Raw genomic sequence first — 24,361 nt, 5'->3', positions numbered from 1 at the left:
ACACCCTACCCCTCCCCAACCCTCCCTTTCGCCATCGGCGAAGGGGAGGGCTGGGGAGGGGTGAGCCTTCCGCTCTCCGCACCCGCAAAGCGGCCTAAATTCCGTGTAACGGCTACAATCGCCGCCATGCGCGTCCTATTGCAATTGCCGCCCAGCGGCTCTGAAGCCCCCCGATACGTACAGTTTTCCCTGGTGCCGGATCTGCTCGGCGGCTGGGAGCTGCTGCGTGAGAGCGGCCAGATCGGTGGCCGCGTGCAATTGCGCCGGGAGCTGTTCCTGCAACAGGAACAAGCCCAGCAGGCCTTCGAGAAGGCCCGCGACGCCCAGATCAAACGCGGCTACCAGGTGATGTTCACCAGCGGCCTGTAACAACCCTTTGCCGGGTGCCGCACGCCCCCGTCCGCCCGGCGCAATGCCAAGGAGTTCCACCGTGACCAGCCCACTTCGCAACGATCGTTTCCTGCGCGCCCTGCGCCGCGAACCGGTGGACTGCACGCCCGTCTGGCTGATGCGCCAGGCCGGCCGCTACCTGCCGGAATACCGCGCCACCCGCGCCCGCGCCGGCAGCTTCCTGGGCATGGCCAAGAACCCGGACGTCGCCTGCGAAGTGACCCTGCAGCCGCTGGAGCGTTTCGACCTGGATGCGGCCATCTTGTTCTCCGACATCCTCACCGTGCCCGACGCGATGGGCCTGGGCCTGTACTTCGTCGAAGGCGAAGGCCCCAAGTTCAAGGACCCGGTGCGTGATGCCGCGGCCATCGCCAAACTGGCGGTGCCGGACATGGAAACCGAGCTGGGCTACGTGATGGATGCCGTGCGCCTGATCCGCCGCGAGCTGGATGGCAAGGTGCCGCTGATCGGCTTCTCCGGCAGCCCGTGGACGCTGGCCTGCTACATGATCGAAGGCGGCGGCAGCAAGGATTTCGCGCGCATCAAGGCGATGGCGCTGAACGAACCCAAGGCGCTGCACCAGCTGCTGAGCGTGGTGACCGATGCGGTCATCGCCTATCTGTCGGCACAGCGCGCGGCCGGTGCGCAGGCCCTGCAGGTGTTTGACACCTGGGGCGGCGTGCTTGGCCCGGCGATGTACCGCGAGTTCTCGCTGCGCTACCTCAACCGCATCGCCGCCGAACTGAAGCGTGGCGAAGGTGCCGAGCGCACGCCGCTGATCCTGTTCGGCAAGGGCACTGGCCAGTACGTGGCCGAGCTGGCCGCCAGCGGTGCTGAAGGCGTCGGCGTGGACTGGACCATCACCCTGGAAGACGCCGTTCGCGCTGCCGGTGGCAAGGTCGCGCTGCAGGGCAATCTCGACCCGACCACGCTGTATGGCTCGCCCGATGCGATCACCCGCGAAGTCGGCAAGGTGCTGGAAAGCTATGCGGCCGGCAACGATGGCTCGCGCGAAGGCCATGTGTTCAACCTGGGCCATGGCATGGCACCGGACATGAATCCCGAGCACGTCGCGGTGCTGGTGGATGCCGTGCATCGTCTGAGCCGGCGCGGCTGATTGGGGATTGGCTGGCGCCGCCGGAACTGTGCTGCGCCTGATCCCGGCCACGAAGCACCTTACCCACGGTAGAGCGGAGCCATGCTCCGCTTGGGCATCCCCGGTAACGCCTCCGCCGAGCATGGCTCGGCGCTACCGGTGAGCATTGCGTCCATCTACCTGTAGAGCGGAGCCATGCTCCGCTCAGGCATTACCGGTAAAGCCCCGCCGAGCACCGCTCGGCGCTACCAGCGGACATTGCGCACATTAGCCTGCACATCCGCCGGGTTTCACCTGGGCGTGCGCCCCGCATGGCGGATAATCACCGCCTGATATGCAACCGAGATGTCGATGACTCCACCGGTATCCGCGCACGGCGCCAACGCCGCACCCAAAGCCCTGTTGTGGCTGGTGTCGCTGGCGATCTTCATGCAGATGCTGGATTCGACCATCGTCAACACCGCGCTGCCGGCAATGGCGCGCAGCCTGGGCGAAAGCCCGTTGCAGATGCAGTCGGTGGTGTTCAGTTACGCACTGGCAGTCGCCACCTTCATTCCCGCGTCCGGCTGGATTGCCGACCGCTTCGGCACCCGGCGCACGTTCCTGGCGGCGATCATCCTGTTCACCCTGGGCTCGTTGGCCTGCGCGCTGTCGCCCACGCTGCAATGGCTGGTGGCCTCGCGCGTGCTGCAGGGCGTCGGCGGTGCGTTGCTGTTGCCGGTCGGGCGACTGGCGGTGATGCGCTCGGTGCCGCGCGAACAGTTCCTCTCGGCGATGAGTTTCATCGCCATTCCCGCGCTGGTCGGCCCGCTGCTGGGGCCAACGCTGGGCGGCTGGCTGGTGCAGGTCGCCTCCTGGCACTGGATCTTCCTGATCAACCTGCCCATCGGCGTGGCCGGCTTCATTGCTGCCACACGGATCATGCCCGACCACTACGGCCAGCAGAAACGCCGCTTCGACATGGCCGGCTACCTGATGCTGGCATTCGGCATGGTGGCGCTGTCGCTGGCGCTGGATGGTGTCTCCGGCTTGGGCTCGGGGCATGCGGTGGTGATCCTGCTGGCGGTGATCGGGCTGGCCGCGCTGGTCGGCTACTGGCTGCACGCGGCCAACACGCGTGATCCGCTGTTCGCGTTGAGCCTGTTCCGGATCACCAGCTTCCGCATCGGCATCCTCGGCAATCTGTTTTCGCGCATCGGCAGCGGTGCGATGCCGCTGCTGATTCCGCTGTTGCTGCAGGTCGGCATGGGCATGAGCCCGATGGCCGCCGGCATGATGATGATCCCGGTGGCATTGGCAGGCATGGCCGCCAAGCGGGCATCGGTGAGCCTGGTCGGGCGCTTTGGCTACCGCCGCATCCTGATGATCAACACCGTCTGCGTGGGCCTGGCCATGGCCAGCTTCATGCTGGTCGACGCACAGCAGCCACTGTGGCTGCGGCTGTTGCAGTTCACCCTGTTCGGCGCGGTGAACTCAATGCAGTTCACCGTGATGAACACCGTCACCCTGCGCGACCTGGATACCGATCAGGCCAGCAGCGGCAACAGCCTGCTGTCGATGGTGATGATGCTGGCCACCGGTTTTGGCGCGGCCACCGCCGGCAGCCTGCTGGCTGCGTTCGGCACCCATTTCGGCGGCCACGATGTCACCACCGCGCTGCATGCCACCTTCGTCTGCGTCGGTGCGATCACCCTGAGTTCGACCCTGGTCTTCTGGCAGCTGCCCGAGAACCGCCCGCATCCGCGCGCGGTGGAGGAAGTGGTCGAGTAAGCGGCCAACCGGGCGTCGCAGGAGCGACTTCAGCCGCGAAGCAGGGAGTCTTTCCGTCGTGCAGAAGCATGCGATTGCAGACTGCGGTTCGACGGATGCAACACCAGCTTCGCGGCTGAAGTCGCTCCTACAACACCCTTTGTTTGCATGCATGCCGGCCGGTGCTACACCTGCGGCACCAGCCCCTGCACCCTGCGTCGCTGTGCGTCCATCACTCCGGCGATGGCTTCCAGCAGCATCTGCGCGGTGACCGGCTTGCGCAGGAAGTAGTCGAAGCCGGCCTGTCGCGCCTGCGGTTCGGCATCGCTGTCCGAACGCGCGGTCACCGCGATCAGGGGCATTTCGTACCCCATCGTCTTGAGCTGCAATGCCAGGCCGAAGCCATCCAGGCCCGGCAGGTCCAGGTCCAGCAGCGCCACATCGAACGAGGTGCCGGAAACCTCAGCCAGCGCCGCCAACCCATGCGCGGCATGCACCACTCGGTGCCCGTGCACTTCCAGCAGGCCCCGGATCACCGCGGCGATGGTGGCGTCATCCTCGACCAGCAGCACCTCCAGCGCAGGCAACGAAGCCCACGGTGTATGCCCGGCGCCACCGGCTGCCGGGTCGGGCATCACGTCCCAGGCCAACGGCAGGTTGACGTTGAAGCAGGTGCCGCTGCCGAGCGTGCTGTCCACGTCGATGCTGCCGCCCATCGCTCCGGTCAGTTCATGGCAGATCGCCAGCCCCAGACCGCTGCCGCCGTAGCGCGCGGCGGTACGCGCGCCATCGGCCTGTTCAAACCGGCGGAACAGGCGCTTGCGCTGCTCCTGGCTGATGCCCGGCCCGGTATCACAGACCGCAAAGGCAAGGCCCTTGCCGTCCTCGCCCACGCTGACCTTGAGCCGGACCGAACCCTGGTGGGTGAATTTGATGGCGTTGCCCAGCAGGTTGAGCAGGATCTGCCGCAGCCGCAGCACATCGCCGGTCACGCGCGTGCGCGGCGGCGCGGTATTGTCCAGTTCGAAGACCAGGCCGCGGCGCAACGCCAGCGGCTCCAACAGGCCGCGTACGTCGTCGAGCAGCTGTTGCAGATCCAGCGGTTGTACCTGCAGCTCCAGGCGCCCGGCTTCGATGCGGGCCAGGTCCAGTGCATCGTTGACTAACCGCAGCAAGTGCTCACCGGCACGGCGGATGGACTGGGTGTAGCTGCGTTGCCGCTCGTCCAGGTCGGTGGCCAGCAGCAGTTCGCTCATGCCCAGCACGCCGGTCATCGGCGTGCGCACTTCATGGCCGAGCGTGGCCAGGAAACGGGTCTTGGCCAACGATGCCTGCTCGGCCAGTTCCTGCTTGTGCCGCGCCAGCTGCCATTCGTTGCGCCGCCGCAACCGGCGCCGATACAGCCAGCCCAGCCACAACAGGAACATCGCGCCCAGCAGAACGAACCCGACCAGCCCGCTGGTGCTGCGCCACCACGGTGGCTGCACGCGGAAGTCCAGGGTCTGCCGGCGTGACCACACGTTGTCGGAAGTGGCCGCCTGGATCTCCAATTGATAGCGCCCGGCTGGCAGACGCGAGAACACGCGCTCGCCGGCCGCGCCGACTTCCACCCAGTCCGGGTCGTAGCCGGCCAGCCGGAAGCGATAGGTGTTGGTCGCCGAGTCGGCAAAGGAAAGCAGCCGCGCGACGATACGCAGGTCGCGATCACCGTCGTGGATCACCAGTTGTGGTTCCTGGCTCAGATCGTGTTCCTGGTCGCCGCGCCGAACGCTGACCCGCTCGATGACCAGCGGCGGCTGGCGGTTGGACGGGGTAACCAGGGCCGGATCGAACAACACCACCCCATCCGGCGTACCGCCGGCCAGCTGCCCGCTGCGGGCCTGTACCAGCGTACGGCGGCGGAACTCCTGCCCCGGCAGGCCATCGTGGACGCCATACAGACGCACCGAACGATTGGCCGAATCGATCCGGATCAGGCCACGCGCACTGATCGCCCAGGCAACGCCTTGCGCGTCGACCACCACGCTGCTCGGCGCCAACATCGGAAAGCCACGTTCGCTGCCGATGCTGTCCAGCAGGGTCATGCGCTGACCGTCCCAGAGATGACGCTCCACCCGCCCCAGGGTGGCAACCCAGGCCACGCCGCTGTCGGTAAGGTGGAAGGTGGAAACGCGCCCGACCGGCGCTCCGGGCACCGGCACGAACCTGCCCTGCCCCGGCTCCCACACCAGCAGGCCTGAGCCGCTGGCCAGCCACAGCTTGTCCAGCGGCCCGCAATGCATGTCCTCCACCAGCGTGCTGGGCAGACCGTTGCGCCCGGGCGGCAGGTGCAGCAGCACCCGTCCCTGGTCATCGCGCTGCTGCATGCCGCCTTCTTCCGAATACACCCAGACCCGGCTGCCGTCGCAGATGCGGATGATGTCCGCATCACCCACCATTGCCGGATCGTGCGGGTCATCGCGCTGCCAACGCCGTACCTGCTGGTCGCGCGGGTCGTAGCGCACCAGTTCGTCCAGGCTGCCGATCCAAACCCGCCCGTGGGCATCCTCGGCCAGTGATTGCGGCCAGTTGTTGCCGTTCACCCGGGTCAGGTGATGACGGACCTCGCCGGTGGCCGGGTTCAACCAGTCCAGCGCACCGCGCGTACCCACCACCCAGAGCCCTCCCGATGCCGACGACGCCAGCGCCAAGGGATAGGGGTTGCGCAACGAAGCCGGATCATCCAGGTGCCGCGACATCACCGAGAACTGCCGCCAGCTCGGTGGCAGGTGCCACAGACCGGCATTGGTGCTGGCAAACCACAGCCCCCCCTCGCGGTCTTCGTAGGCACTGGTCCAATTGGGCTTGACCAGGCCACGCTCCTGCATGCTGTACAGCGGCACGTTGCTTACCTTGCCGGTGCGGTAGCGGCCCAGGCCGGAACGGGTGTCCAGCCAGTAGGTGCCATCCACCGAGTACTGCAGCATGTTGAACACATCCTCTTCGGCCACGCCCGGCCAGGCCGCGCGGGTGAAGTGTCCATCCGGCTCGCGCACCACCAGCCCGGCGTTGGTGGCCACCCACAACCGACCATCGCGCCCACCCTTGAGGCCGTTGATGCGCGCCGATGGCAGCAGGGCATCGTCAACACGCTCGAAATCCACGCCGGTCCAACGCGCCAGTCCGCCCTTGGTTCCCACCCACAGGCTTCCGTCGGGAGTGGTTTCCAGATAGGTCACGGCGGTCGCCGGCAGGCTTCGCCGGTCGCCTTCCACCGGCATGAACCGCTGCACATCGCCATTGGGAGTCAGCCGATGCAGACCGCCGGTGGCGGTACCGAACCAGATGTTGCCGTCGGGCGTGGAGGTGATGGCCCAGACCGTGTTGCTGCCAATCTGCGGGTAGCGCTGCTTGTCGAAGAAACTGAAACTGCGCCGGTCCGCCGACAGCATCGCCAGCCCGCCGTTCTGCGTGCCGATCCACAACCGGTTGGCCGCATCCACGTGCAGACTCCACAGCTGGTTGTCGCGCAGGCCGTCCTCGGCACGCCAGATGCGGAAATTGCGGCCGTCATAACGGGCCAGGCCGTCGCGGCTGGCCAGCCACAGGTAGCCGGTGTGATCTTCCGCGAAGGCGTTGATGGCGCTGGAAGGCAGGCCATCGGCCACGGTCAGCTGACGTGGTTGCGGGGTCGCGGGTACTTCGCCCGCAGCCAATGACACCCAGCCCAGCAACGCGCAGGCCAACACCGCCCTGAACCACATGATCAAACTACGTTCTCCCCTTCCGGCAACCCATCGTAAACCTGCCGGCTCTGCAGCGCGCGTGCCTGGGCCAAGGCCTGCGCAATGGCGTTGATGAGCATCTGCCCGGTCACCGGCTTGCGCAGGAAGCCGTTCATGCCCGCCTCCTGGGCCGCCTGCTCGGCCTGGCCATCGGAACGTGCGGTCACCGCGATCAGCGGGAACCGGTAGCCGGAGCCGCGCAGCTGCCGGGCCAGTGCCAGGCCGTCGAGCGCGGGCAGGTCCAGGTCGAGCAGGCCGACGTCGAAATCACGCGAGGACACTTCAGCCAGCGCGGCCAGGCCGTGCGCGGCATGCACCACCTCATGGCCACGCGCCACCAGCAGGCCGCTGATGACCTGTGCCACGGTGACCTCGTCTTCCACCAACAGGATTTTCAGCGCGCGGCTGATCGGCAACTCCTCTGCCGCGACCATCTCATCGCCGGTTGCCGCCTGTGCCCAGCGCAACGGCAGTTCAACGCGGAAGCTGGCGCCGGCACCGAGCCGACTCTGCACCACGATGCTGCCGCCCATCACCGAGGTCAGCTCCTGGCAGATGGCCAGACCCAGGCCGCTGCCTCCGTAACGCGAAGTGGTGCGCGGACCATCACCCTGCTCGAAGCGATGGAACAGCCGTTGCAGCTGCTCGTCGCTGATGCCCGGCCCGGTGTCGCTCACGGTCAGCACGATGCCACTGTGGTCCGGTGCAAGTTCCACCGACATCGCCACTTTGCCCTGCTCGGTGAACTTGATGGCATTGCCCAGCAGGTTCATCAAAATCTGACGCAGGCGCATCGCATCACCGGTCACCCTGATCGGCGTGTCGAAGGCAATGTCGCGTTCGAACAGCAATCCGCGCCGTTCGGCCATGGGTGCCATCAGCGTCACCACGTCTTCGAGCAACCGGCCCAGGTCGAACGGGTGGCTTTCCAGTTCCAGCTTGCCCGACTCGATGCGCGCCAGGTCCAGCGCATCGTTGACCAGGCGCAACAGGTGCGTGCCGGCCTGCTGGATGGCCCCGGCATAACGCCGCTGACGCGGATCAAGCTCGGTATCCAGCAGCAGCTCGCTCATGCCCAGCACACCGGTCATCGGCGTGCGTACCTCGTGGCCGAGCGTGGCCAGGAAGCGGCTCTTGGCCATGGAAGCCTGCTCGGCCACCTCGCGCTTGTGCATGGCCAGCTGCCATTGACTGCGACGCTGCACGCGGCGCCGGTAAGCCAGCACCCCGCCACTGACCAGCAGCAGCAACAACAGCGCGTAACCAGCGATCGCCCATGCACTGCGCCACCACGGCGGCGCCACTTCAATCGTCAATGTACGGCTCGGTGACCAGGCGCCTTCGGCCACCGCACCCTGCATCTCCAGCCGATAGCTGCCGGCCGGCAGGCGCGACAGCATCCGCTCGCCGTCATTGCCCTGCTCCACCCAGTTCTGGTCGTAGCCATGGATGCGGAAGCGGAAGCGATGGCGCAGCGGATCGACATAGGAAAGCAGGCGTGCGGTCACCCGCAGGTCGCGGTCAGCCGGCCCCAGCTGGATCACATCACCGCTCAGCATCTGCTCCCGTGTGGCGTCGTCACGACGCACGTGCACCGCATCGATCGCCAGCTTCGACGTCACTGGCGTGGTACCTGCCGCATCCGGGTCGAACGCCACCAGCCCGGTGGTCGACACCGCCAGCGCATTGCCACAGCCGAGGTGTGCTGGCGGGCGCGCGGTGAATTCCGCATCCGGCAGGCCGTCGTTTTCATTGAGTACGTGCAGCACACCCGGTTGCGGTTGCCAGCGCACCAGTCCCCGCTGCGTGGTCGCCCACACCTGGCCCGAACAACCCAGCACCAGGCCACCGACCGCCACCGCCGGCATGCCCTGCCCCGCGCCGATGCTGCGCACCCGCGCAAAACCGTCACCCTGTCGCTGGTAATGCTCGATCAGACCCTCGCGCGCCAGCCACAGGCTGCCGTCGTCGGCGAAGGCGATGTCGTAGACCATGCCCGCGTCGATGCCCGGCACCGGCACGAAGCGTCCATCCACCAACCGCAGAACGCCTGCGCCACCGGCCAGCCAGAGTTGGCCCGAGGCATCGATCCGCAGCTGTTCGACCAGCTTCTCCGGCAAGCCCGGGGTCTGCCCCGCCGGGTAATCGGCAATCAAGCGACCCTCGGCATCGCGATGCTGCAGGCCGTAGTTGATGATCGACAGCCACACGCTGCCATCGCCGGCCAGGCGCATCAGGTCGGCGCGCCGTGCCGGGTCGTCACCCACACCCAGATCGATGCGCTGGAAGCGTCCGTCGCTGGGCCGGTACAGGCCGACGCTGCCGGCTCGTCCCATCCACAGCTGGCCGTCGCCACCGCGCAACACCGACCAGTTGCTGCCCTTGCCCGTCTGCGCCTCGCTGACCAGGACGGACAACTCACCGGCCCGGTCGAGCCGGTAGATGCCATGCGCACCGGCCACCAGGAAACCATCACCGTCAACAGCCGAGTTCAGCAGGTACAGGCTTTCCAGCGACTGTCCGTCAAGCTGGAAATGGGTGGAAAAGCGACGCCAGTCCGGTCTCAGGTAGGCGATGCCCTGCGTAAGCATGGCCATCCACACGCCGCCTTCGTGGTCCTGCAAGATGTCGAGCACACCACTGCTTGCGGTCAGGAAATTGCTGCCACGGTCGCCTTCAAGCAACTGCAGCCGCCGGGCATCGCCCCGATAGAAGCCATTGGCACTGCCCACCCAGTAGCCACCGTTGCGATCGTGCAGCACCACCGCCGAGCCCAGTTGCGCCGCCTGCGACCACGGCGCCAGTGCTACCGAACCATCCTCCAGCACCCGGTAAAGGCCTTCATTCGTTCCGGCCCAGACGCCGCCGTCGCGGTCGCCGCTGATGCGGATCACGTCCTTGCCGTCCAGCAGCGGCGAGGCGACCCGGCTGAAGCGGCCGTCAGCCGGGTTCCAACGCGCCAATCCATGCGCGGTACCCACCCACACCCGGCCGTCCTTGCCAGCCAGCAGCGCGTAGATGATGTCGTCAGGCAGGCTGTTCGGATCGTCTGGCCGGTGCTGGTAATGGCTGACCTTGCCATCGGCCCCCAGCCGGCAGATGCCGCTGCCGCTGGTACCGACCAGCATGTCCGTGCCACTGGCTGCCAGCGCCCATACCGGGGTCTGGCACAGCGCTTCCACCTGTTCGAAGCGGGTAAACGTCTGCCGGTCGGCACCGAGCATGCTCAGTCCGGCGCCATTGCTGCCCACCCAGATGCGGTTCTGGCCGTCAATGGCCATGGTTTCCAGCGTGTTGCCCGGCAGCGAACCCGCCTGCTGCGGATCATGACGCCACACGCGCAGTTGCTTGCCGTCGTAACGGGCCAGGCCGTCGTCGGTGGCAGCCCATACAAAGCCATCGCGATCCTGGGCCAGCGCCAGCACCGTCCGTGAAGGCAGCCCTTCAGCCACCCCCAACCGGCGCAAACGGGGTGTCTCGGCCAGATCCGACGCCACTGCACTGCCAGCCAGCAGCATCGCCATGACCAGGCAGACGCCCTGCAGAACCCACTTGATCAACTTCCGGCACTCCTTGCACTGTCGTCGGGGCCTCCAGGAGCCCCTGCGCCAAGCGCGGCGGCCCCTCCATCAGGGCACGACTTTAGCGCCGGCAGGAAGGTGGAGCAAAAACCGCTGGGTCGGCGGGCACATGGCGCTCTCGGCAGCCACGTAACAAACCGTTGCGCAATATGGCGACAAACCGATGCACGGCTCCGCCTAGAATCCCCCCACTCCTTACTGGTGACTACCCCTTGCTGCGACTGATCCTGTTGTTGGCCTGCGGACTACTCCCATTGACCGCCCATGCCGAAAATGCGCGCTATCGGCTGGACCCGGTGCATACGCGGGTGCTGTTCGCCATCGAACATGCCGGGTTCTCGCAGGCGCTGGGCACCGTGTCCGGCAGCGAGGGCGTGCTTGAGTTCGACCCGACCGACTGGAGCACCGCACAACTGGACGTGGTCGTGCCGATCACCCGCCTGGACCTTGGCAATGACAAATGGAACCAGGCCACGCTGGCGCGCAACCTGCTTGATGGCGAGCGCTTCCCCCAGGCGCACTTCGTCTCCAGCCGGGTCGAGCCGATAGACGAGCACCATGCACGCCTGTTCGGCCAGCTGACCCTGCGCGGTGTCACCCGCGAAGTGGCATTGGACGTCACCCTCAACGCACTCAAGCGCTACCCGCTGCCACCATTCCGCCGCACCGCGGGCTTTTCCGCCACTGCAACGCTGAGTCGCGCCGAATTCGGCATCACCGCCTGGAACTCGGTCATCGGCGACCGTGTCGAACTGCGCATCGAAGCCGAAGCCGTACGCGATGAGTCGGCCGAGGCCCCGCTGATCACCCCCGAAGCTGCTCCCACACCTCCTGACGAAACGCTGCAGAACGCGGCCGACGCTGCCCTCAAACGAGAGACGGAAACCCACCCATGAGCCTGAAGAACACCATCGACCGCTGGGGCGGCGTCAGCAAAACCCTGCATTGGCTGATCGCCGTGCTGATCCTCGCGCTGGGTATCGTCGGCCTGACCATGGGCGAGTTCCCCAAGACGCCGAGCTATTTCTGGATCTACACGATGCACAAGTCCATCGGCATCACCGTGCTGGTGCTGGTGGTGCTGCGGCTGGGCTGGCGCCTGTATGCCGGCGCCCCGGAAGCGATCCCCGGCACGCCCGGCTGGCAGGAGCGCATTGCCTCGCTCACGCATTGGCTGCTGTACGTGCTGATGTTCGCCATCCCGCTGTCCGGCTGGATTTACGACTCGGCCAGCGGTTTGCGCCCGTTCAATCTGTTCGGGCTGTTCCCGATGCCCAAGCTGGTCGCTCCCAGTGACCTGGCCAGCCAGGTGTCCCATGCCATCCACGAATACGGCTTCTGGGCCCTGATCCTGCTGGTGCTGGCGCATGCCGGCGCCGCGTTCTACCACCACCTTTTCCAGCGCGATGCCACGCTTGCACGCATGTTGCCGCAAGGCTGGTTGACCACCCCACAGAAGGAATCCGCATGAACATCAAGCTCACCACCCCGTCGGCCGTGGCCGCCGCCCTGGCCGGCATGCTGGCCACCGCCCCGGCCATGGCCGCCGACTACGTGCAGGCACCGGGCAGCGGTTCGATCCTGGTGTTCGCCACCAAGTACGACGGCGAGACGTTCACCGGCACCTTCCCCGGCTTCCAGACCCAGCTCAGCTTCGACCCGGCCAACCCGGCCGCCGCCAAGCTCGACGTCAGCATCCCGTTGGCCGGCGCCAAGAGTGGCAATACCGACCGCGATTCCACCCTGCAGGGCGCGGACTTTTTCAACGTCGCCGCCTTCGCCCAGGCGCGCTACACCGCCAACGGCTTCCGCGCGCTTGGCAACAACCAGTTCGCCGCCGACGGCACGCTGGAACTGCGTGGCGTCAGCAAGCCGGTCAGCTTCACCTTCACCTGGGCACCGGGTGCGCAGCCGGTGTTGACCGGCAAGGCCACGGTCAAGCGTCTGGACTTCGGCGTTGGCGGCGGCGACTGGGCCGACACCAAGACCATTCCCAACGAAACGGCGATCAGCACCATCGTCAAGTTCAACGCCAAGTAATCCGGCGCCCGTGCAACGATTGACCACCAGCGCGGCGAGCAGCCACGCTGGTGGTCATTCACCCGAACGGAATCACTGCCCTGCGCGCACTTCCTCTACTGGCGGCCAGCCTGTTGCTGGCATCGGCAAACGCCGCCGCCTCCGAACAGCTGGACATCCACTACTACCCGATCAGCGGCCAAACCTCGCAGCAGCTGTTGATGGCGATGCAGGAAAATGGCCCCTCGGGCGATGACGGCACCCGCTTCCATGGTTACACCCGCTGGAACGTGCGTTGGCAGTACCGCACGACCTCGCAGGGCAGGCGCTGCCGAATACAGTCCATCGACACCCAGGTCACCGGCGAGATCACCCTTCCGCAATGGAGTGACCAACAGGATGCCGGCGAAGACCTGCGCAGCCGCTGGCAGCGCTACAGCCGGATCCTGCGCGAGCACGAGGAAGGCCATTACCAGTTTGCCCTCCAGGCAGGCGCGGACATCCGCCGCGAACTGGGCTCACTGTCCTCCGACGCCGGCTGCGACGCCCTCGGCAAACAGGTCAACGCGCTGGGAAAATCGTTGATCGACCTACAGCGCCAACGCGAAATCGCCTACGACCGCGATACCCAGCACGGGCGCCGGGACGGCCTGGAACTCTGACCGCGTCAGCGCTGCAGCCAGCGCTGCAGCGCTGCGGCGTCAAACGGCCAGTCCAGTTCGCGCCCGCTGCCATCACGCAACACCGGCACACGCTCGCCATAACTGGCCTCCAGCGCGGCATCCTCGTCGATGAACACGCTGTCGAACTCCGGCACGCGGGCATCGGCCAGCACCGCCAGCGCCAGGTCGCACAGGTGGCAATCATCGCGCTGATACAGGATCAATCCGGTCATCCTCTGCTCCATCGTAAGGAATGCTGCGCTGCAGGCATGGCCGGCAACGGCAAGCACGTAGAATAGCGGCCCTCTCCACGCAGTACGCAGAAGCACGCATGTCCGTCAGTACGTTCGACCTGTTCAAGATCGGCATCGGCCCGAGTTCGTCACACACCGTCGGCCCGATGCGCGCAGCCGAACGCTTCGTGCACCACTGGCTGCTCGATCCGGGCCGCCTGCAGGACACCGTGCGCATCCGTGCCGAGGTATTTGGCTCGCTGGCGCTGACCGGCAAGGGCCACGGCACCGACAAGGCCGTGCTGCTGGGCCTGGAAGGCCACCGCCCGAACGCGATCGACCCGGACATCATTCCGGCTGCGCTGGAGCGCATCCGCAGCAGCAAGCGCATCAACCTGATGGGCCAGCGCGAAATCGCCTTCGACGAGAAGCGCGACCTGGCCATGAACAAGCGCCAGAAGCTGCCGTACCACACCAACGGCATGCGTTTCACCGCCTATGACGCCGACGACCAGATCATCGCCACCCGTGACTACTACTCGGTGGGCGGCGGTTTCGTGGTCAACGAAGACGATGCCGCCGATGACCGCATCGTGCCGGACCAGACGCCCGTGCCCTACCCGTTCAAGAGCGGCGACGAGCTGCTCGCCCAGGCCGCGCGCAGCGGCCTGAGCATCGCCCGGATGATGTTCGAGAACGAGAAGTGCTGGCGCAGCGAGGACGAGATCCGCGCCGGCCTGCGCGAGATCTGGGACGCCATGCAGTCCTGCGTGACCCGCGGCATCCGTTCCGAGGGCACCCTGCCCGGCGGCCTGCACGTCAGCCGCCGCGCGCCCACCCTGTACCGCGAGCTGTCCGCGCGCCCGGAAGCGGCCATGCGCGACCCGCTGACCACGCTGGACTGGGTCAACCTGTACGCGCTGGCGGTCAACGAGGAAAACGCCGCCGGCGGCCGCGTGGTCACCGCGCCCACCAACGGCGCGGCCGGCATCATCCCCTCGGTGCTGCATTACTACGACCGCTTCTGCCCCGGCAGCACCGAGCAGGGCGTGTTCGACTTCCTGCTCACCGCCGCGGCGATCGGCATCCTCTACAAGGAAAACGCCTCCATCTCCGGCGCCGAGGTCGGCTGCCAGGGCGAAGTGGGCGTGGCCTGCTCGATGGCGGCCGGCGGGCTGATGGCCGCGCTGGGCGGCAACCCGGGCCAGATCGAGAACGCCGCCGAGATCGGCATGGAGCACAACCTCGGGCTGACCTGCGACCCGATCGGCGGACTGGTGCAGATCCCGTGCATCGAGCGCAACGCGATGGGCGCGGTCAAGGCGATCAACGCCAGCCGCATGGCCATGCGCGGCGATGGCAAGCACAAGGTCTCGCTGGACAAGGTCATCAAGACCATGCGCGACACCGGCCGCGACATGCAGGACAAGTACAAGGAAACCAGCCGCGGCGGCCTGGCGGTCAACGTCATCGAGTGCTGACCTCCCTGTAGAGCGCAGCCATGCTGCGCTTGGCGTTCGCGCTCAAGCCCCTGCCGGGCATGGCTCGGTACCACACGCGGCGGCATGTGTGATCAGCGCCGCAAGCGCATATTGCATCCCCTCGGCCGGCATACCAGAATCCCGCCACACAAGGGACGTCAGGGGCAACGGATGCAGAACGAACAGGAACCCGGTGCGCCATCACCGGCTCGACGTGTCACCGCTGCACGTCCCGCTCCGCGTAGCGGTGGCCTCAGCGTAACCAAGGTCGTGCTTGCAGCGATCGTGTTGCTGCTGCTGGCCTGGTTCATCGGCAACCGGCCATCGAAGACACCCGGTTCCGAAGAGGCCGCAATCCCACCCGCCGAGGTTGGCCAGGACTCGCCGGCCAGCGCCGCCCCGTCCGGTGCCGTCGTCCTGCAGGGCGAGAAATCCACCACGCTTGCCACCATCGACGATGCGCGCATGTCGGTCGATCCCCGGGGACAGGTGCTGCGCATCACAGGCAACGTGGGCAGGAACTTCGCCAAGGATCTGCAGGCGGCACTGGAAGCCAGTCCGTCCCTGCAGCGCATCGACATCACCAGCGGTGGCGGCTACGGCGGCCCCGGACTGGACGCGGCGCGGATGATCCGCCGCCGCAACCTCATCGTCCGCGTGCAATCCCATTGCGCAAGCATGTGCGTGGCGTTGTGGGCAGCCGGCGCGCAGCGACAGATGGAGCCGGATGCGATGATCGGCCTGCATGCATGGAACGCGCAATGTGATGCACGCCCCTCACCCGAACGCGAGGAGTGCCACTACCAGATGCAGTTCGCCACCGACTACGACGCCAGCTATGACGCCTGGCTGCGCGGCGCCGGCTTCAGCCAGAAGCTGCTGGAACTGCAATCAAGCACCGCATCGGAAGACATCGCTATCCTGACGCCCCTGCAACTCTGGGAAGGCGGCGTCGACTTCAGCGTGGTGGGTCGCGACGGGACCCGCATGAGCCGTGACGAGGTGCAGCGTTATCTGGCCGAAAAGACAACGCGCCGTTGAACCGGCGCAGGTCTTCCCGCATCAACCACGATCCGGGATGAGCGCAGACGCGGAGTTCGTTCCGGCCAGCGCGGCTATGTCGGGCCCTGCTTTGACCGCAACCGCAACACGCCTTCCAGCGCCAGCAATCCCACCGCGATCCAGATCGCGATGTAGGTCGGCCACTGGCCGTGACCAACGCTCTCGCCCAGCAGCAGCGCGGCCAGCATCAACAGCACCGGTTCGACGTAGGTCAGCAGGCCGAACAGGCTGAAGGACAGCATCTTCGCTGCCAGCATGTAACACATCAGCGCCACCGCACTGACCACGCCCAGCGCCGGAATCAGCACATACAACGCCGGCTTGTTGTCGAGCATCTGCGCCAGCACCTGACCATCGCCGATGGCAGCCCACACGGCGACCGGCAGCAGGAACACCAGTTCGAGCCAGAAGCCACCCAGATGCGCGATGCCCAGGTGGCGTCGCACCAGGAAGTAGGCCGGATAACCCAGCGCGACCAGCAGCATCTCCCACGACAGGCCGTGATTGCGCAGCAATGCCCAGCCCACGCCGAGCGCTGCGCTGACCACCGCCAACTTCTGCAAGGAAGAAAGGCGTTCACCGAAGAAGATCCGCCCAACGATCACCATCGTCAGCGGCAGCAGGAAATAGCCCATCGACACCTGCAGCGCGCGCCCGTGCAGCGGCGCCCACAGGAACAGCCACAACTGCACGCCGACCATCGCCGCGCATGCCGGCACCGCCAACCAGAGTCGTCGGTCACGGCGAAAACGCTGCGCGGTGTCCAGGATCAGACGGGGTTCGCCGCTGACGTGCAGCATCAGTGCCACCAGCGGCACGGCGAACAGCACACGCCAGCCGAAGATGTCCCCGCCCTGCAAGGGCGCCAGCCAGGGCGTGCCGTAATACATCAGGCCGAACAACAACGAAGCGGCCAACGAAACCAGTACACCCTTGGACACGCATTCACCCGATGACGGTAGGAGCGGCATCCGCCGCGAAACTCGCGGCATCGAATCGATTACGACGTCGCCCGCGCAGATTACCGGCCCGCTACGAAAACAGACACCCACACGGCACGATCAGACACCGCAGCCGCGAATGAAATCCCGGCCCACCGGCAATCGACCCACGCGGTGCCTGCCGAACTATGCCCAGCCAAGCCATGCGCAGCTCCGCAGGAGCGGCTTCAGCCGCGAAGCTGATGAAGGCCCCGCCCGCCGGAACAGCTGCAACTGCCGACGGTACGCCCCGGGACCAGCAGTGGCTTCGCGGCTGAAGCCACTCCCACAGCGCATCCCGCTTCAGCTGCGAACAATCCCCAGCACGTCGTCCAGCAGTGCGGCGGCAGTGACTTCCGCACCGGCACCCGGCCCCTGGATCAACAAGGGTTGCGCGTTGTAGCGATCGCTGTGGATCGCCACGCGGTTGTCGGTACCGCTGCCACCGGCCAGCGGATGGTTGGCAGGCAAGGCACGCAGCCCGACGCTGGCGCCGTGCGCATCAAGGCGGCCAACGAAGCACAGCTTCAATCCCTGTTCGCGCGCCACGCGCAGCTGCTCCTGCAACGGCGCATCCAGCAGTTCCAACGCCGCGTCCACCTTGTCCGCCGGCAATGCAGCCAGCTGGGCCGGCACCAGCGATTCCACCTTCACCTGGTCGGCCTCCAGCGCCACGCCGGCGGCACGCGCCAGAATCAGCAGCTTGCGGCGCACGTCCTCACCGGACAGATCAATGCGCGGGTCCGGTTCGGTGTAACCGGCCGCAGCCGCTTCGCGCACGCAGGCAGAGAACGGCGTGCTGCCATCGAAACGATCAAACAACCACGCCAGCGAACCGGACAGCACGCCTTCGATGGCATGCACATGGTCGCCACCGGCCACCAGCGCACGGATGCTGCGCAACAACGGCAGGCCAGCACCCACGGTGGCCGCATCGCCATAGCGCGCATTGCCTGAAGCCGACGCATCACCGATGCCGCGCGCACGCGACAAGGCGGTGCCGTTGCCGAGCTTGTTGGCGGTGACCACATGAATCCCCAGCCCCAGCCAGTGCGCGTGATCGGCGGCCACCTCCTCGCTGGCGGTGGCATCGACCACGATGTCGCCGGCGCTCAAGCGCCCCACTTCCTGGCGGTGCACCGGCTCGCCGGCGCTGCGCTGTGCGTTGCGCGCCTGCGACAGCACCGCATCCGGTGCGTCACCGCAGGCCAATGCGATGCGCGAATTTGCCACCACGTGCAGCGACGGCAGCGCCAGCTGCCGCTGCTGCAGGGCCTGGTAGCGGCTGACAAACGCCGAACCGACCGTGCCGGTGCCCAGCAATACCAACCGGGCCTGCGGCACTTCCTGCGGACGCAGCTGTGCGCTCATGCATCCACCAGCTGTTTGCGTTTGCCGGCTTCCTGCGCGACCACTTCGGCAGCCCGCGCCAGACCGGCCTGCAGGTCAGCCAGCAGGTCGTCGCTGGATTCGATACCCACCGACAGACGCAGCAGGCCATCGCTGATGCCGGCCTTGGCGCGTGCTTCCGGCGTCATCGCCGCGTGGGTCATGGTTGCCGGGTGCGCCACCAGGCTTTCCACGCCACCGAGCGATTCGGCCAGGGTGAAGTAACGCAGGCCATCCAGGAACGCACGCACCACCGCATGCGCGTCCTCGCCTTCGCTCTGCACCAGCTCGAAGGACAGCATCGCGCCGAAACCCTTCTGCTGGCGCGCGGCCACCGCATGGCCCGGATGCGATGCCAGACCGGGGTAGTAGACGTTGGTGACCAGTTCGCTGCCGGCCAGCAGTTCGACCAGTGCCTGGGTGTTCTCCTGGTGCGCGCGCAGGCGTGCATCCAGCGTGCGTAGGCCGCGCAGGGTCAGGAATGCGTCGAACGGCGAACCGGTCAGGCCCAGTGCGTTGGCCCACCACACCAGTTGCTGGTGCACCTCGGCATCGGCCGCGATGACTGCACCGCCGACCACGTCGCTGTGGCCGTTGACGTACTTGGTGGTCGAATGCAGCACCAGATCGGCACCGAAGGCGATCGGGGTCTGCAACGCCGGCGACAGGAAAGTGTTGTCCACCACCACCTTGGCGCCGGCCTTGTGCGCGGCTTCGATGACGAAACGCAGGTCGGTGATGCGCAGCAGCGGATTGGACGGGGTTTCGATCAGCACCAGCTTCGGGCCCTGCGCCAGCGCATCGGCCAGCGAGCGCGGATCGGTCAGGTCGGCGGTGATCAGCTCGAAGTGACCCTTGGTCGCCAATGCGTTGAACAGGCGCCAGCTGCCGCCGTACGCGTCGTGCGGCACCACCAGGCGGTCGCCCGGCTGCAGCAGTGCATTGAGCACCAGGTTGATCGCGCCCATTCCGGTGGAGGTGATCACGCCGCCCGCGCCGCCTTCCAACTCCGCCAGCGCCTCGCCCAGCAGGTCGCGGGTCGGATTGCCGCTGCGGGTGTAGTCGTACTGACGCTTGTTGCCGAAACCATCGAAGCTGAAGTTGGACGACAGCACGATCGGCGGAGTCACCGCGCCGTAGGCGGTATCGCGATCAATGCCGGCACGCACCGCTGCTGTGGCACGGCTACAGGACACATCGGAAGTGTGGGACAGGCTCATGCGGTTTCTCCAGGCAGGCGAAGGGCGTTGGCGAGGATCGCGTCGATGCGATCGGTTTCTTTGAGGAAGGCGTCGTGGCCGTAAGGCGAGCGCAGCACGCGCAGACTGCCGCGCGGGCCCAGGCCTTCGACCAGCGTGACCAGGTCCGACAGCGGCACCAGGCGGTCACCTTCGACCGCAACCACCAGCGTCGGCACGCTGATGGCGGCCGGATCGACGCGGTGCAGGTCGATGGATTCGGACAGCCGCAGGTAAGCGTTGACGCGGGTACGGGCGACGTACTGCGCACCGGCCGCATCGAGATAATCCTCGGCGGCCACGCGCACGCGGCCATTGACCACTTCGGGCTCGGCATCGAAGCGCTCGCCGAATTCTTCCGGCGTGCGGTAGCTGAGCATCGCGAACTGGCGTGCCAGTGCCAGCCCATGCGTTTCGGCGCATTGCAGCTGGCCCAATGCCACCGCGCGACGCTGCAACGCACGCCAGGCCGAGGCGTAAGGATGCGGGCGGTGTGCGCCGCTGACCGCGATCAGCTTGGCCAGGCGCTGCGGATGGCGCACCGCCAGCTGCTGGCCGACCAAGGCGCCGTAGGAGTAGCCGACAAAGCCATGCAGCTGCGTGATCTTCAGCGCGTCCAGCAACGCGGCAACGGCATCGGCCTGGTCGGCGGTATCGATCGGCGCATCCAGGTCACCATCGGCACCGATGAAATCCACGCCCAGCAGGCGACGTCGGCTCGGATCCAGCGCGCGGCCAAGGCCAGCCAGCCCTTCGGCCCAGCCTTTCTCGCCAAAGCCCGTATTCGAAGCGATATGCCGATGCGCGGAAATACCGCCGGCCACCAGCACCACCGGTGCATCGGCCAGGCCAACCAGCTCATAGCGCAGGCGCAGCTGTCGCTGTCCTGCGTGGCGCATCGCCAGCCGCACTTCAACCTCACCGCGCACGGCGGGAATGGAACGCTCAGCGGCGTCCACGGAAGCGGCGGGGAATTCCTGATCAGCGATGGCAGTGGCGAAACTCATGGCGATATCCGGTTAGGAGCAGCCATCGAGCTTCGCGGGCCCGTGTTCGCCGTACGCAAGGTACGGATCGAACCATCTTTCGGCGGACACAGTGGTCACCGCAGGATTTGGCACCAAACGCAGCCGCTTGCGCGTCCGCTGGTTGCCCCGGCTTCAAAGGGCCTGTCCCTCTGCCGGTCTCGATGGTGGCGCTACGATGCCAGCGCCACGACGCCATGTCAATCGCTTTATTCGCATGAAGCGATGAATAGGTTTCCGGGGCAACCAAACGGGCACAATCAGCCCCCGAACCCGAAACGCCCCCCCCCCGCCCGTGCGACCGATCACACTGCTGTTCCTGTCCCTGCTGCTGTCCGCCCCCTGCGCAGCGAGCCCCGGCGCACGCTGGCGCCAGGGCTGGGACTTGAATGGCAGCGCTGCCCTCCCGGCCAGCACATCAGTCACCCATTTCGCCAGCCTGCGCCTGCAAGCCCGCGAAGGCGGCCATGCGGTCATCGTCCGCAATCTGCTCGCCGGGCCGGTGCAGGTACAGCTGCGCGGTCTGGACACACCACAGGCCACGCAACTGCTGGCCGGCGGAGAGGAGCGCACCCTGGCCTGGCTACCCGCTGCTGGCGCCAGCGCACGCCTGCTGTTGGACGCCGTCCCCGGTGACCCAGCCGCACGACCGGACGACACGCTTTACCAACTACCTTTCCAAGGCGATCACATCCGCGTCAGCCAGGCCTTCGAGGGGCGTTTCAGCCACACCGACGCGCAGAACCGGCACGCCGTGGACTTCCCGCTGGCCGAAGGCACGCCGGTCCTTGCCGCCCGCGCCGGGCGGGTGATGCAGGTGATCGAGGATTCGCCTGAACAGGGTTGCCTGATCCGGGTCCTGCACAGCGACGGCAGCATGGGCCTGTACGCGCACCTGCAGTCGGGCGGGCTGCGGGTACGCCCCGGGCAGCGGGTCGAAGCCGGCCAGTTGCTGGCCGCCTCCGGCAACACCGGCCGCAGCAACGGCCCACATCTACACTTCGCGGTGCAGGCCAACACCGGGTTGGCATTGACCTCGCTCCCATTCCGCATGAACAGCGCGCGCGGCGAGCTGCATTTCCCTCGGCAGATTCCCTGAACAGCCCCGCCCAGGTAGAGCGCAGCCACGCTGCGCGGGAGCCTTCCCCGCATGCCACTGCCGAGCAGAGCCCAGCACTACCGGAGCAGATCGCCTGCCGGCAGGTATAATCGCCGGTTCATTCGTTTACTGATGCGCCCGGGCGGGCGCGCCTGCCATGTCCGAAGTCGCTTCCGAAGCCGCGCGCCGCCGCACCTTCGCCATCATTTCCCACCCTGACGCCGGCAAGACCACGCTGACCGAAAAGCTGTTGCTGTTCGGCGGTGCGATCCAGATGGCCGGCTCGGTGAAGTCGCGCAAGACCAGCCGGCACGCCACTTCCGACTGGATGGCGCTGGAAAAGGAGCGTGGCATCTCGGTCACTTCGTCGGTGATGCAGTTCCCGTACGAAGACAAGATCATCAACCTGCTCGACACCCCCGGCCACGCCGACTTCGGCGAGGACACCTACCGCGTGCTTACCGCGGTGGACTCGGCGCTGATGGTCATCGACGTGGCCAAGGGCGTGGAAGAACGCACCATCAAGCTGATGGAAGTCTGCCGCCTGCGCGACACCCCGATCATGACCTTCATCAACAAGCTCGACCGCGAGGGCAAGGACCCGATCGATCTGCTGGATGAAGTGGAAACCGTGCTCGGCATCCAGTGCGCGCCGGTCACCTGGCCGATCGGCATGGGCCAGCGCCTGAAGGGCGTGGTCCACCTGCTCAGCGGCGAAGTGCACCTGTACGAGCCGGGTCGCAACTTCACCCGCCAGGACTCCACCATCTTCCCGTCCATCGACGCTCCCGGCCTAGCCGAGAAGATCGGCGAGAAAATGCTGGCCGACCTGCGCGATGAACTGGAACTGGTGCAGGGCGCCAGCCATCCGTTCGACAAGGCGGCCTACCTGCGTGGTGAACAGACCCCGGTGTTCTTCGGCTCGGGCGTGAACAACTTCGGCGTGCAGCCGCTGCTGGACTTCTTCGTCGAGCACGCGCCGCCGCCGCAGACGCGGGCCACCACCGGCCGCGACATCGCCCCGCAGGAAGACAAGCTCAGCGGCTTCGTCTTCAAGATCCAGGCCAACATGGACCCGCAGCATCGCGACCGCGTGGCTTTCATGCGCGTGTGCTCGGGCAAGTTCACCGCCGGCATGAAGACCTTCCATGTGCGTACCGGCAAGGAGATGAAGCTGGCCAACGCGCTGACCTTCATGGCCAGCGACCGCGAGATCGCCGCCGAAGCGTGGCCGGGTGATGTGATCGGCATCCACAACCACGGCACCATCTCCATCGGCGACACCTTCACCGAAGGCGAAGCGCTCACCTTCACCGGCATTCCCAACTTCGCCCCGGAACTGTTCCGCCGCGCCCGCCTGAAGGACCCGCTCAAGCTCAAGCAGCTGCAGAAGGGCCTGGCCCAGCTGTCCGAGGAAGGCGCCACCCAGTTCTTCCGCCCGCTGATGAGCAACGACCTGATCCTGGGCGCGGTCGGCGTGCTGCAGTTCGACGTGGCCGCCTACCGCTTGAAGGATGAGTACGGCGTGGAAGCGGTGTTCGAGCCGGTGTCGGTCAATACCGCCCGCTGGATCCACTGCGACAACGCCAAGAAGCTGGAAGAGTTCCGCGAAAAGAACGCCAGCAACCTCAGCATCGATGCGGCCGGCCACCTGGTGTATCTGGCGCCGACCCGGGTCAACCTGCAGCTGGCACAGGAACGCGCGCCGGACGTGCGCTTCTCCGCCACGCGCGAGGCCGCGCATACGGTGTCGGTGGCCTGACGCGCGGAACAGGAAACAGGGATTGGTGAAAGCGGAGGCTGCGGCACCGCTTCTGCCTCGAATGGAGTGGGACGGGAGCGGCAAAAGTCAAAGCTGGCGCCTAACTCCCTGTTCCCCCTTCCCCGTCCCTGCTTTAATGGCTGGCATCGGGCCTCCCCCCAGCCCGCGGCATCTTTCACATGACCACTGCGGCATCGATCCGGGAAGAAATCGCCAGCGCCCTCACCCACGGCCTGGGCGCCGTCACCGCACTGGCCGCTGGCGCGGTGCTCATCACACTCGCAGCGATCTACGGCGATGGCTGGCAACTGGCCAGCGCCATCGTCTTTGGCGTGGCGCTGCTGCTGCTGTACACCGCATCCACGCTGTACCACGCCATCCAGCATCCGGTGGCAAAAGGTCGGCTGAAGATCTTCGACCACTGCGCGATCTACCTGCTCATCGCCGGCACCTACACGCCATTCACCCTGATCGGCCTGCGCGGCACCTGGGGTTGGGGCCTGTTCACTGCGATCTGGGTGCTGGCCTTGTTCGGGGTGATCTTCAAATTGTTCTACACAGGTCGCTTCAAGAAGCTCTCCACCGCCATCTACATCGCGATGGGCTGGCTGGTGGTGGTCGCGATCAAACCGATGTGGGCCTCGCTGGATGGCTGGACCATCGGCTGGTTGTTCGCTGGCGGCATCTTCTACACGCTGGGCACGGTGTTCTACCACCGTGAACAGTTGCCGTACTCGCATGCGATCTGGCACCTGTTCGTGATCGCCGGCAGCGTCTGTCATTTCGTCTCGGTAACGGCGCAGATCCTTTGAGCTGCTGATGCATTGGCGG

19 protein-coding genes and 1 riboswitch are annotated in these 24,361 nt (G+C 66.5%); of the genes, 12 read left to right on the top strand and 7 right to left on the bottom strand.

Annotation, left to right across the window (positions count from 1 at the left end):
- Positions 1 to 126 precede the first annotated feature (126 nt).
- From LR961_RS05975 to mdtD, 3 genes are all read left to right on the top strand, one after another.
- Positions 127 to 369, top strand: coding sequence for a WGR domain-containing protein (locus LR961_RS05975; RefSeq protein ID WP_232147505.1), 243 nt, complete (start codon positions 127 to 129; stop codon positions 367 to 369).
- A 61-nt stretch (positions 370 to 430) separates the two neighbouring features.
- A complete protein-coding gene (gene hemE, locus LR961_RS05970; protein ID WP_232147504.1) occupies positions 431 to 1,507 on the top strand; it encodes a uroporphyrinogen decarboxylase in 1,077 nt (358 codons plus the stop codon).
- Positions 1,508 to 1,837: 330 nt separating this feature from the next.
- The gene (mdtD, locus tag LR961_RS05965; RefSeq protein ID WP_232149222.1) at positions 1,838 to 3,256 is read left to right on the top strand and encodes a multidrug transporter subunit MdtD; all 1,419 of its coding nucleotides are present in this window, start codon (positions 1,838 to 1,840) and stop codon (positions 3,254 to 3,256) included.
- A 164-nt stretch (positions 3,257 to 3,420) separates the two neighbouring features.
- On the opposite strand, the gene LR961_RS05960 is transcribed toward mdtD, so the two are convergent.
- Both LR961_RS05960 and LR961_RS05955 read right to left on the bottom strand, forming a co-directional pair.
- Positions 3,421 to 6,978 carry a hybrid sensor histidine kinase/response regulator gene (locus LR961_RS05960; protein ID WP_232149220.1) on the bottom strand — a complete coding sequence of 1,186 codons (3,558 nt, stop codon included), beginning with the start codon at positions 6,976 to 6,978 and terminating at the stop codon, positions 3,421 to 3,423.
- A 2-nt stretch (positions 6,979 to 6,980) separates the two neighbouring features.
- The gene (locus LR961_RS05955; protein WP_332311017.1) at positions 6,981 to 10,559 is read right to left on the bottom strand and encodes an ATP-binding protein; all 3,579 of its coding nucleotides are present in this window, start codon (positions 10,557 to 10,559) and stop codon (positions 6,981 to 6,983) included.
- Positions 10,560 to 10,729: 170 nt separating this feature from the next.
- Here LR961_RS05955 and LR961_RS05950 point away from each other — a divergent pair, with 170 nt between their 5' ends.
- The 4 genes from LR961_RS05950 to LR961_RS05935 are packed head-to-tail and all read left to right on the top strand — an operon-like array spanning position 10,730 to position 13,261.
- Positions 10,730 to 11,476, top strand: coding sequence for a YceI family protein (locus tag LR961_RS05950; RefSeq protein ID WP_232147503.1), 747 nt, complete (start codon positions 10,730 to 10,732; stop codon positions 11,474 to 11,476).
- Complete coding sequence (locus tag LR961_RS05945; RefSeq protein ID WP_232147502.1) at positions 11,473 to 12,051, top strand: cytochrome b; 579 nt, start codon at positions 11,473 to 11,475, stop codon at positions 12,049 to 12,051. Before LR961_RS05950 ends, LR961_RS05945 begins: the two co-directional genes overlap by 4 nt.
- Entirely contained in the window at positions 12,048 to 12,620 is a 573-nt protein-coding gene (locus tag LR961_RS05940; protein ID WP_232147501.1) for a YceI family protein, read from the top strand. The genes LR961_RS05945 and LR961_RS05940 overlap by 4 nt, the downstream gene beginning before the upstream one ends.
- A 50-nt stretch (positions 12,621 to 12,670) precedes the next feature.
- On the top strand, positions 12,671 to 13,261 hold the full coding sequence (locus LR961_RS05935) for a DUF922 domain-containing protein (RefSeq protein WP_232147500.1): 591 nt from the start codon (positions 12,671 to 12,673) through the stop codon (positions 13,259 to 13,261).
- Positions 13,262 to 13,266: 5 nt separating this feature from the next.
- Here LR961_RS05935 and LR961_RS05930 read toward each other — a convergent pair whose 3' ends face one another.
- Positions 13,267 to 13,494: a glutaredoxin family protein gene (locus LR961_RS05930; protein WP_232147499.1), complete on the bottom strand. Its 228-nt coding sequence runs from the start codon at positions 13,492 to 13,494 to the stop codon at positions 13,267 to 13,269.
- A 98-nt stretch (positions 13,495 to 13,592) separates the two neighbouring features.
- Between LR961_RS05930 and LR961_RS05925 the strand changes: the two genes are divergently transcribed.
- Together LR961_RS05925 and LR961_RS05920 are read left to right on the top strand one after the other, a co-directional pair.
- Positions 13,593 to 14,975: an L-serine ammonia-lyase gene (locus LR961_RS05925; RefSeq protein WP_232147498.1), complete on the top strand. Its 1,383-nt coding sequence runs from the start codon at positions 13,593 to 13,595 to the stop codon at positions 14,973 to 14,975.
- A gap of 171 nt (positions 14,976 to 15,146) precedes the next feature.
- Complete coding sequence (locus tag LR961_RS05920; RefSeq protein WP_232147497.1) at positions 15,147 to 16,016, top strand: hypothetical protein; 870 nt, start codon at positions 15,147 to 15,149, stop codon at positions 16,014 to 16,016.
- Positions 16,017 to 16,090: 74 nt separating this feature from the next.
- Here LR961_RS05920 and rarD read toward each other — a convergent pair whose 3' ends face one another.
- The 4 genes from rarD to LR961_RS05900 form a co-directional block, all read right to left on the bottom strand.
- Positions 16,091 to 16,978: an EamA family transporter RarD gene (rarD, locus tag LR961_RS05915; RefSeq protein ID WP_232147496.1), complete on the bottom strand. Its 888-nt coding sequence runs from the start codon at positions 16,976 to 16,978 to the stop codon at positions 16,091 to 16,093.
- A gap of 342 nt (positions 16,979 to 17,320) precedes the next feature.
- Positions 17,321 to 18,388 carry a homoserine dehydrogenase gene (locus LR961_RS05910; RefSeq protein WP_232147495.1) on the bottom strand — a complete coding sequence of 356 codons (1,068 nt, stop codon included), beginning with the start codon at positions 18,386 to 18,388 and terminating at the stop codon, positions 17,321 to 17,323.
- A complete protein-coding gene (locus LR961_RS05905; RefSeq protein WP_232147494.1) occupies positions 18,385 to 19,626 on the bottom strand; it encodes an O-succinylhomoserine (thiol)-lyase in 1,242 nt (413 codons plus the stop codon). Before LR961_RS05905 ends, LR961_RS05910 begins: the two co-directional genes overlap by 4 nt.
- Positions 19,623 to 20,651, bottom strand: coding sequence for a homoserine O-succinyltransferase (locus LR961_RS05900; protein ID WP_232147493.1), 1,029 nt, complete (start codon positions 20,649 to 20,651; stop codon positions 19,623 to 19,625). The genes LR961_RS05905 and LR961_RS05900 overlap by 4 nt, the downstream gene beginning before the upstream one ends.
- Positions 20,652 to 20,720: 69 nt before the next feature.
- Positions 20,721 to 20,840: riboswitch (SAM riboswitch) on the bottom strand.
- 124 nt (positions 20,841 to 20,964) lie between these two features.
- On the opposite strand from LR961_RS05900, the gene LR961_RS05895 reads away from it, so the two are divergent.
- The 3 genes from LR961_RS05895 to LR961_RS05885 all read left to right on the top strand — a co-directional run bounded on the left by LR961_RS05895 (position 20,965) and on the right by LR961_RS05885 (position 24,342).
- Positions 20,965 to 21,768, top strand: coding sequence for a M23 family metallopeptidase (locus LR961_RS05895; protein ID WP_232147492.1), 804 nt, complete (start codon positions 20,965 to 20,967; stop codon positions 21,766 to 21,768).
- A gap of 157 nt (positions 21,769 to 21,925) precedes the next feature.
- A complete protein-coding gene (locus LR961_RS05890) occupies positions 21,926 to 23,530 on the top strand; it encodes a peptide chain release factor 3 (protein WP_232147491.1) in 1,605 nt (534 codons plus the stop codon).
- Positions 23,531 to 23,709: 179 nt separating this feature from the next.
- Complete coding sequence (locus tag LR961_RS05885; RefSeq protein ID WP_232147490.1) at positions 23,710 to 24,342, top strand: hemolysin III family protein; 633 nt, start codon at positions 23,710 to 23,712, stop codon at positions 24,340 to 24,342.
- Positions 24,343 to 24,361: the final 19 nt, after the last annotated feature.

Origin of the sequence: Stenotrophomonas sp. SY1 (genome assembly GCF_021202945.1) — a bacterium.
Classification (GTDB): domain Bacteria; phylum Pseudomonadota; class Gammaproteobacteria; order Xanthomonadales; family Xanthomonadaceae; genus Stenotrophomonas.
The sequence above is the reverse complement of the archived record's forward strand: the minus strand, read 5'-3'. Positions and strand labels throughout refer to the sequence as shown.

Excerpts from the sequence above, each read along its gene's own strand:
- LR961_RS05940 (WP_232147501.1), top strand. The coding sequence starts at position 12,048 with ATGAACATCAAGCTCACCACCCCGTCGGCCGTGGCCGCCGCCCTGGCC.
- LR961_RS05975 (WP_232147505.1), top strand. The coding sequence starts at position 127 with ATGCGCGTCCTATTGCAATTGCCGCCCAGCGGCTCTGAAGCCCCCCGA.
- LR961_RS05885 (WP_232147490.1), top strand. The coding sequence starts at position 23,710 with ATGACCACTGCGGCATCGATCCGGGAAGAAATCGCCAGCGCCCTCACC.
- LR961_RS05920 (WP_232147497.1), top strand. The coding sequence starts at position 15,147 with ATGCAGAACGAACAGGAACCCGGTGCGCCATCACCGGCTCGACGTGTC.
- LR961_RS05945 (WP_232147502.1), top strand. The coding sequence starts at position 11,473 with ATGAGCCTGAAGAACACCATCGACCGCTGGGGCGGCGTCAGCAAAACC.
- LR961_RS05960 (WP_232149220.1), bottom strand. The coding sequence starts at position 6,978 with ATGTGGTTCAGGGCGGTGTTGGCCTGCGCGTTGCTGGGCTGGGTGTCA.
- LR961_RS05900 (WP_232147493.1), bottom strand. The coding sequence starts at position 20,651 with ATGAGTTTCGCCACTGCCATCGCTGATCAGGAATTCCCCGCCGCTTCC.
- LR961_RS05930 (WP_232147499.1), bottom strand. The coding sequence starts at position 13,494 with ATGACCGGATTGATCCTGTATCAGCGCGATGATTGCCACCTGTGCGAC.
- mdtD (WP_232149222.1), top strand. The coding sequence starts at position 1,838 with ATGACTCCACCGGTATCCGCGCACGGCGCCAACGCCGCACCCAAAGCC.
- LR961_RS05950 (WP_232147503.1), top strand. The coding sequence starts at position 10,730 with ATGGCGACAAACCGATGCACGGCTCCGCCTAGAATCCCCCCACTCCTT.
- LR961_RS05910 (WP_232147495.1), bottom strand. The coding sequence starts at position 18,388 with ATGAGCGCACAGCTGCGTCCGCAGGAAGTGCCGCAGGCCCGGTTGGTA.
- LR961_RS05905 (WP_232147494.1), bottom strand. The coding sequence starts at position 19,626 with ATGAGCCTGTCCCACACTTCCGATGTGTCCTGTAGCCGTGCCACAGCA.
- LR961_RS05890 (WP_232147491.1), top strand. The coding sequence starts at position 21,926 with ATGTCCGAAGTCGCTTCCGAAGCCGCGCGCCGCCGCACCTTCGCCATC.
- LR961_RS05925 (WP_232147498.1), top strand. The coding sequence starts at position 13,593 with ATGTCCGTCAGTACGTTCGACCTGTTCAAGATCGGCATCGGCCCGAGT.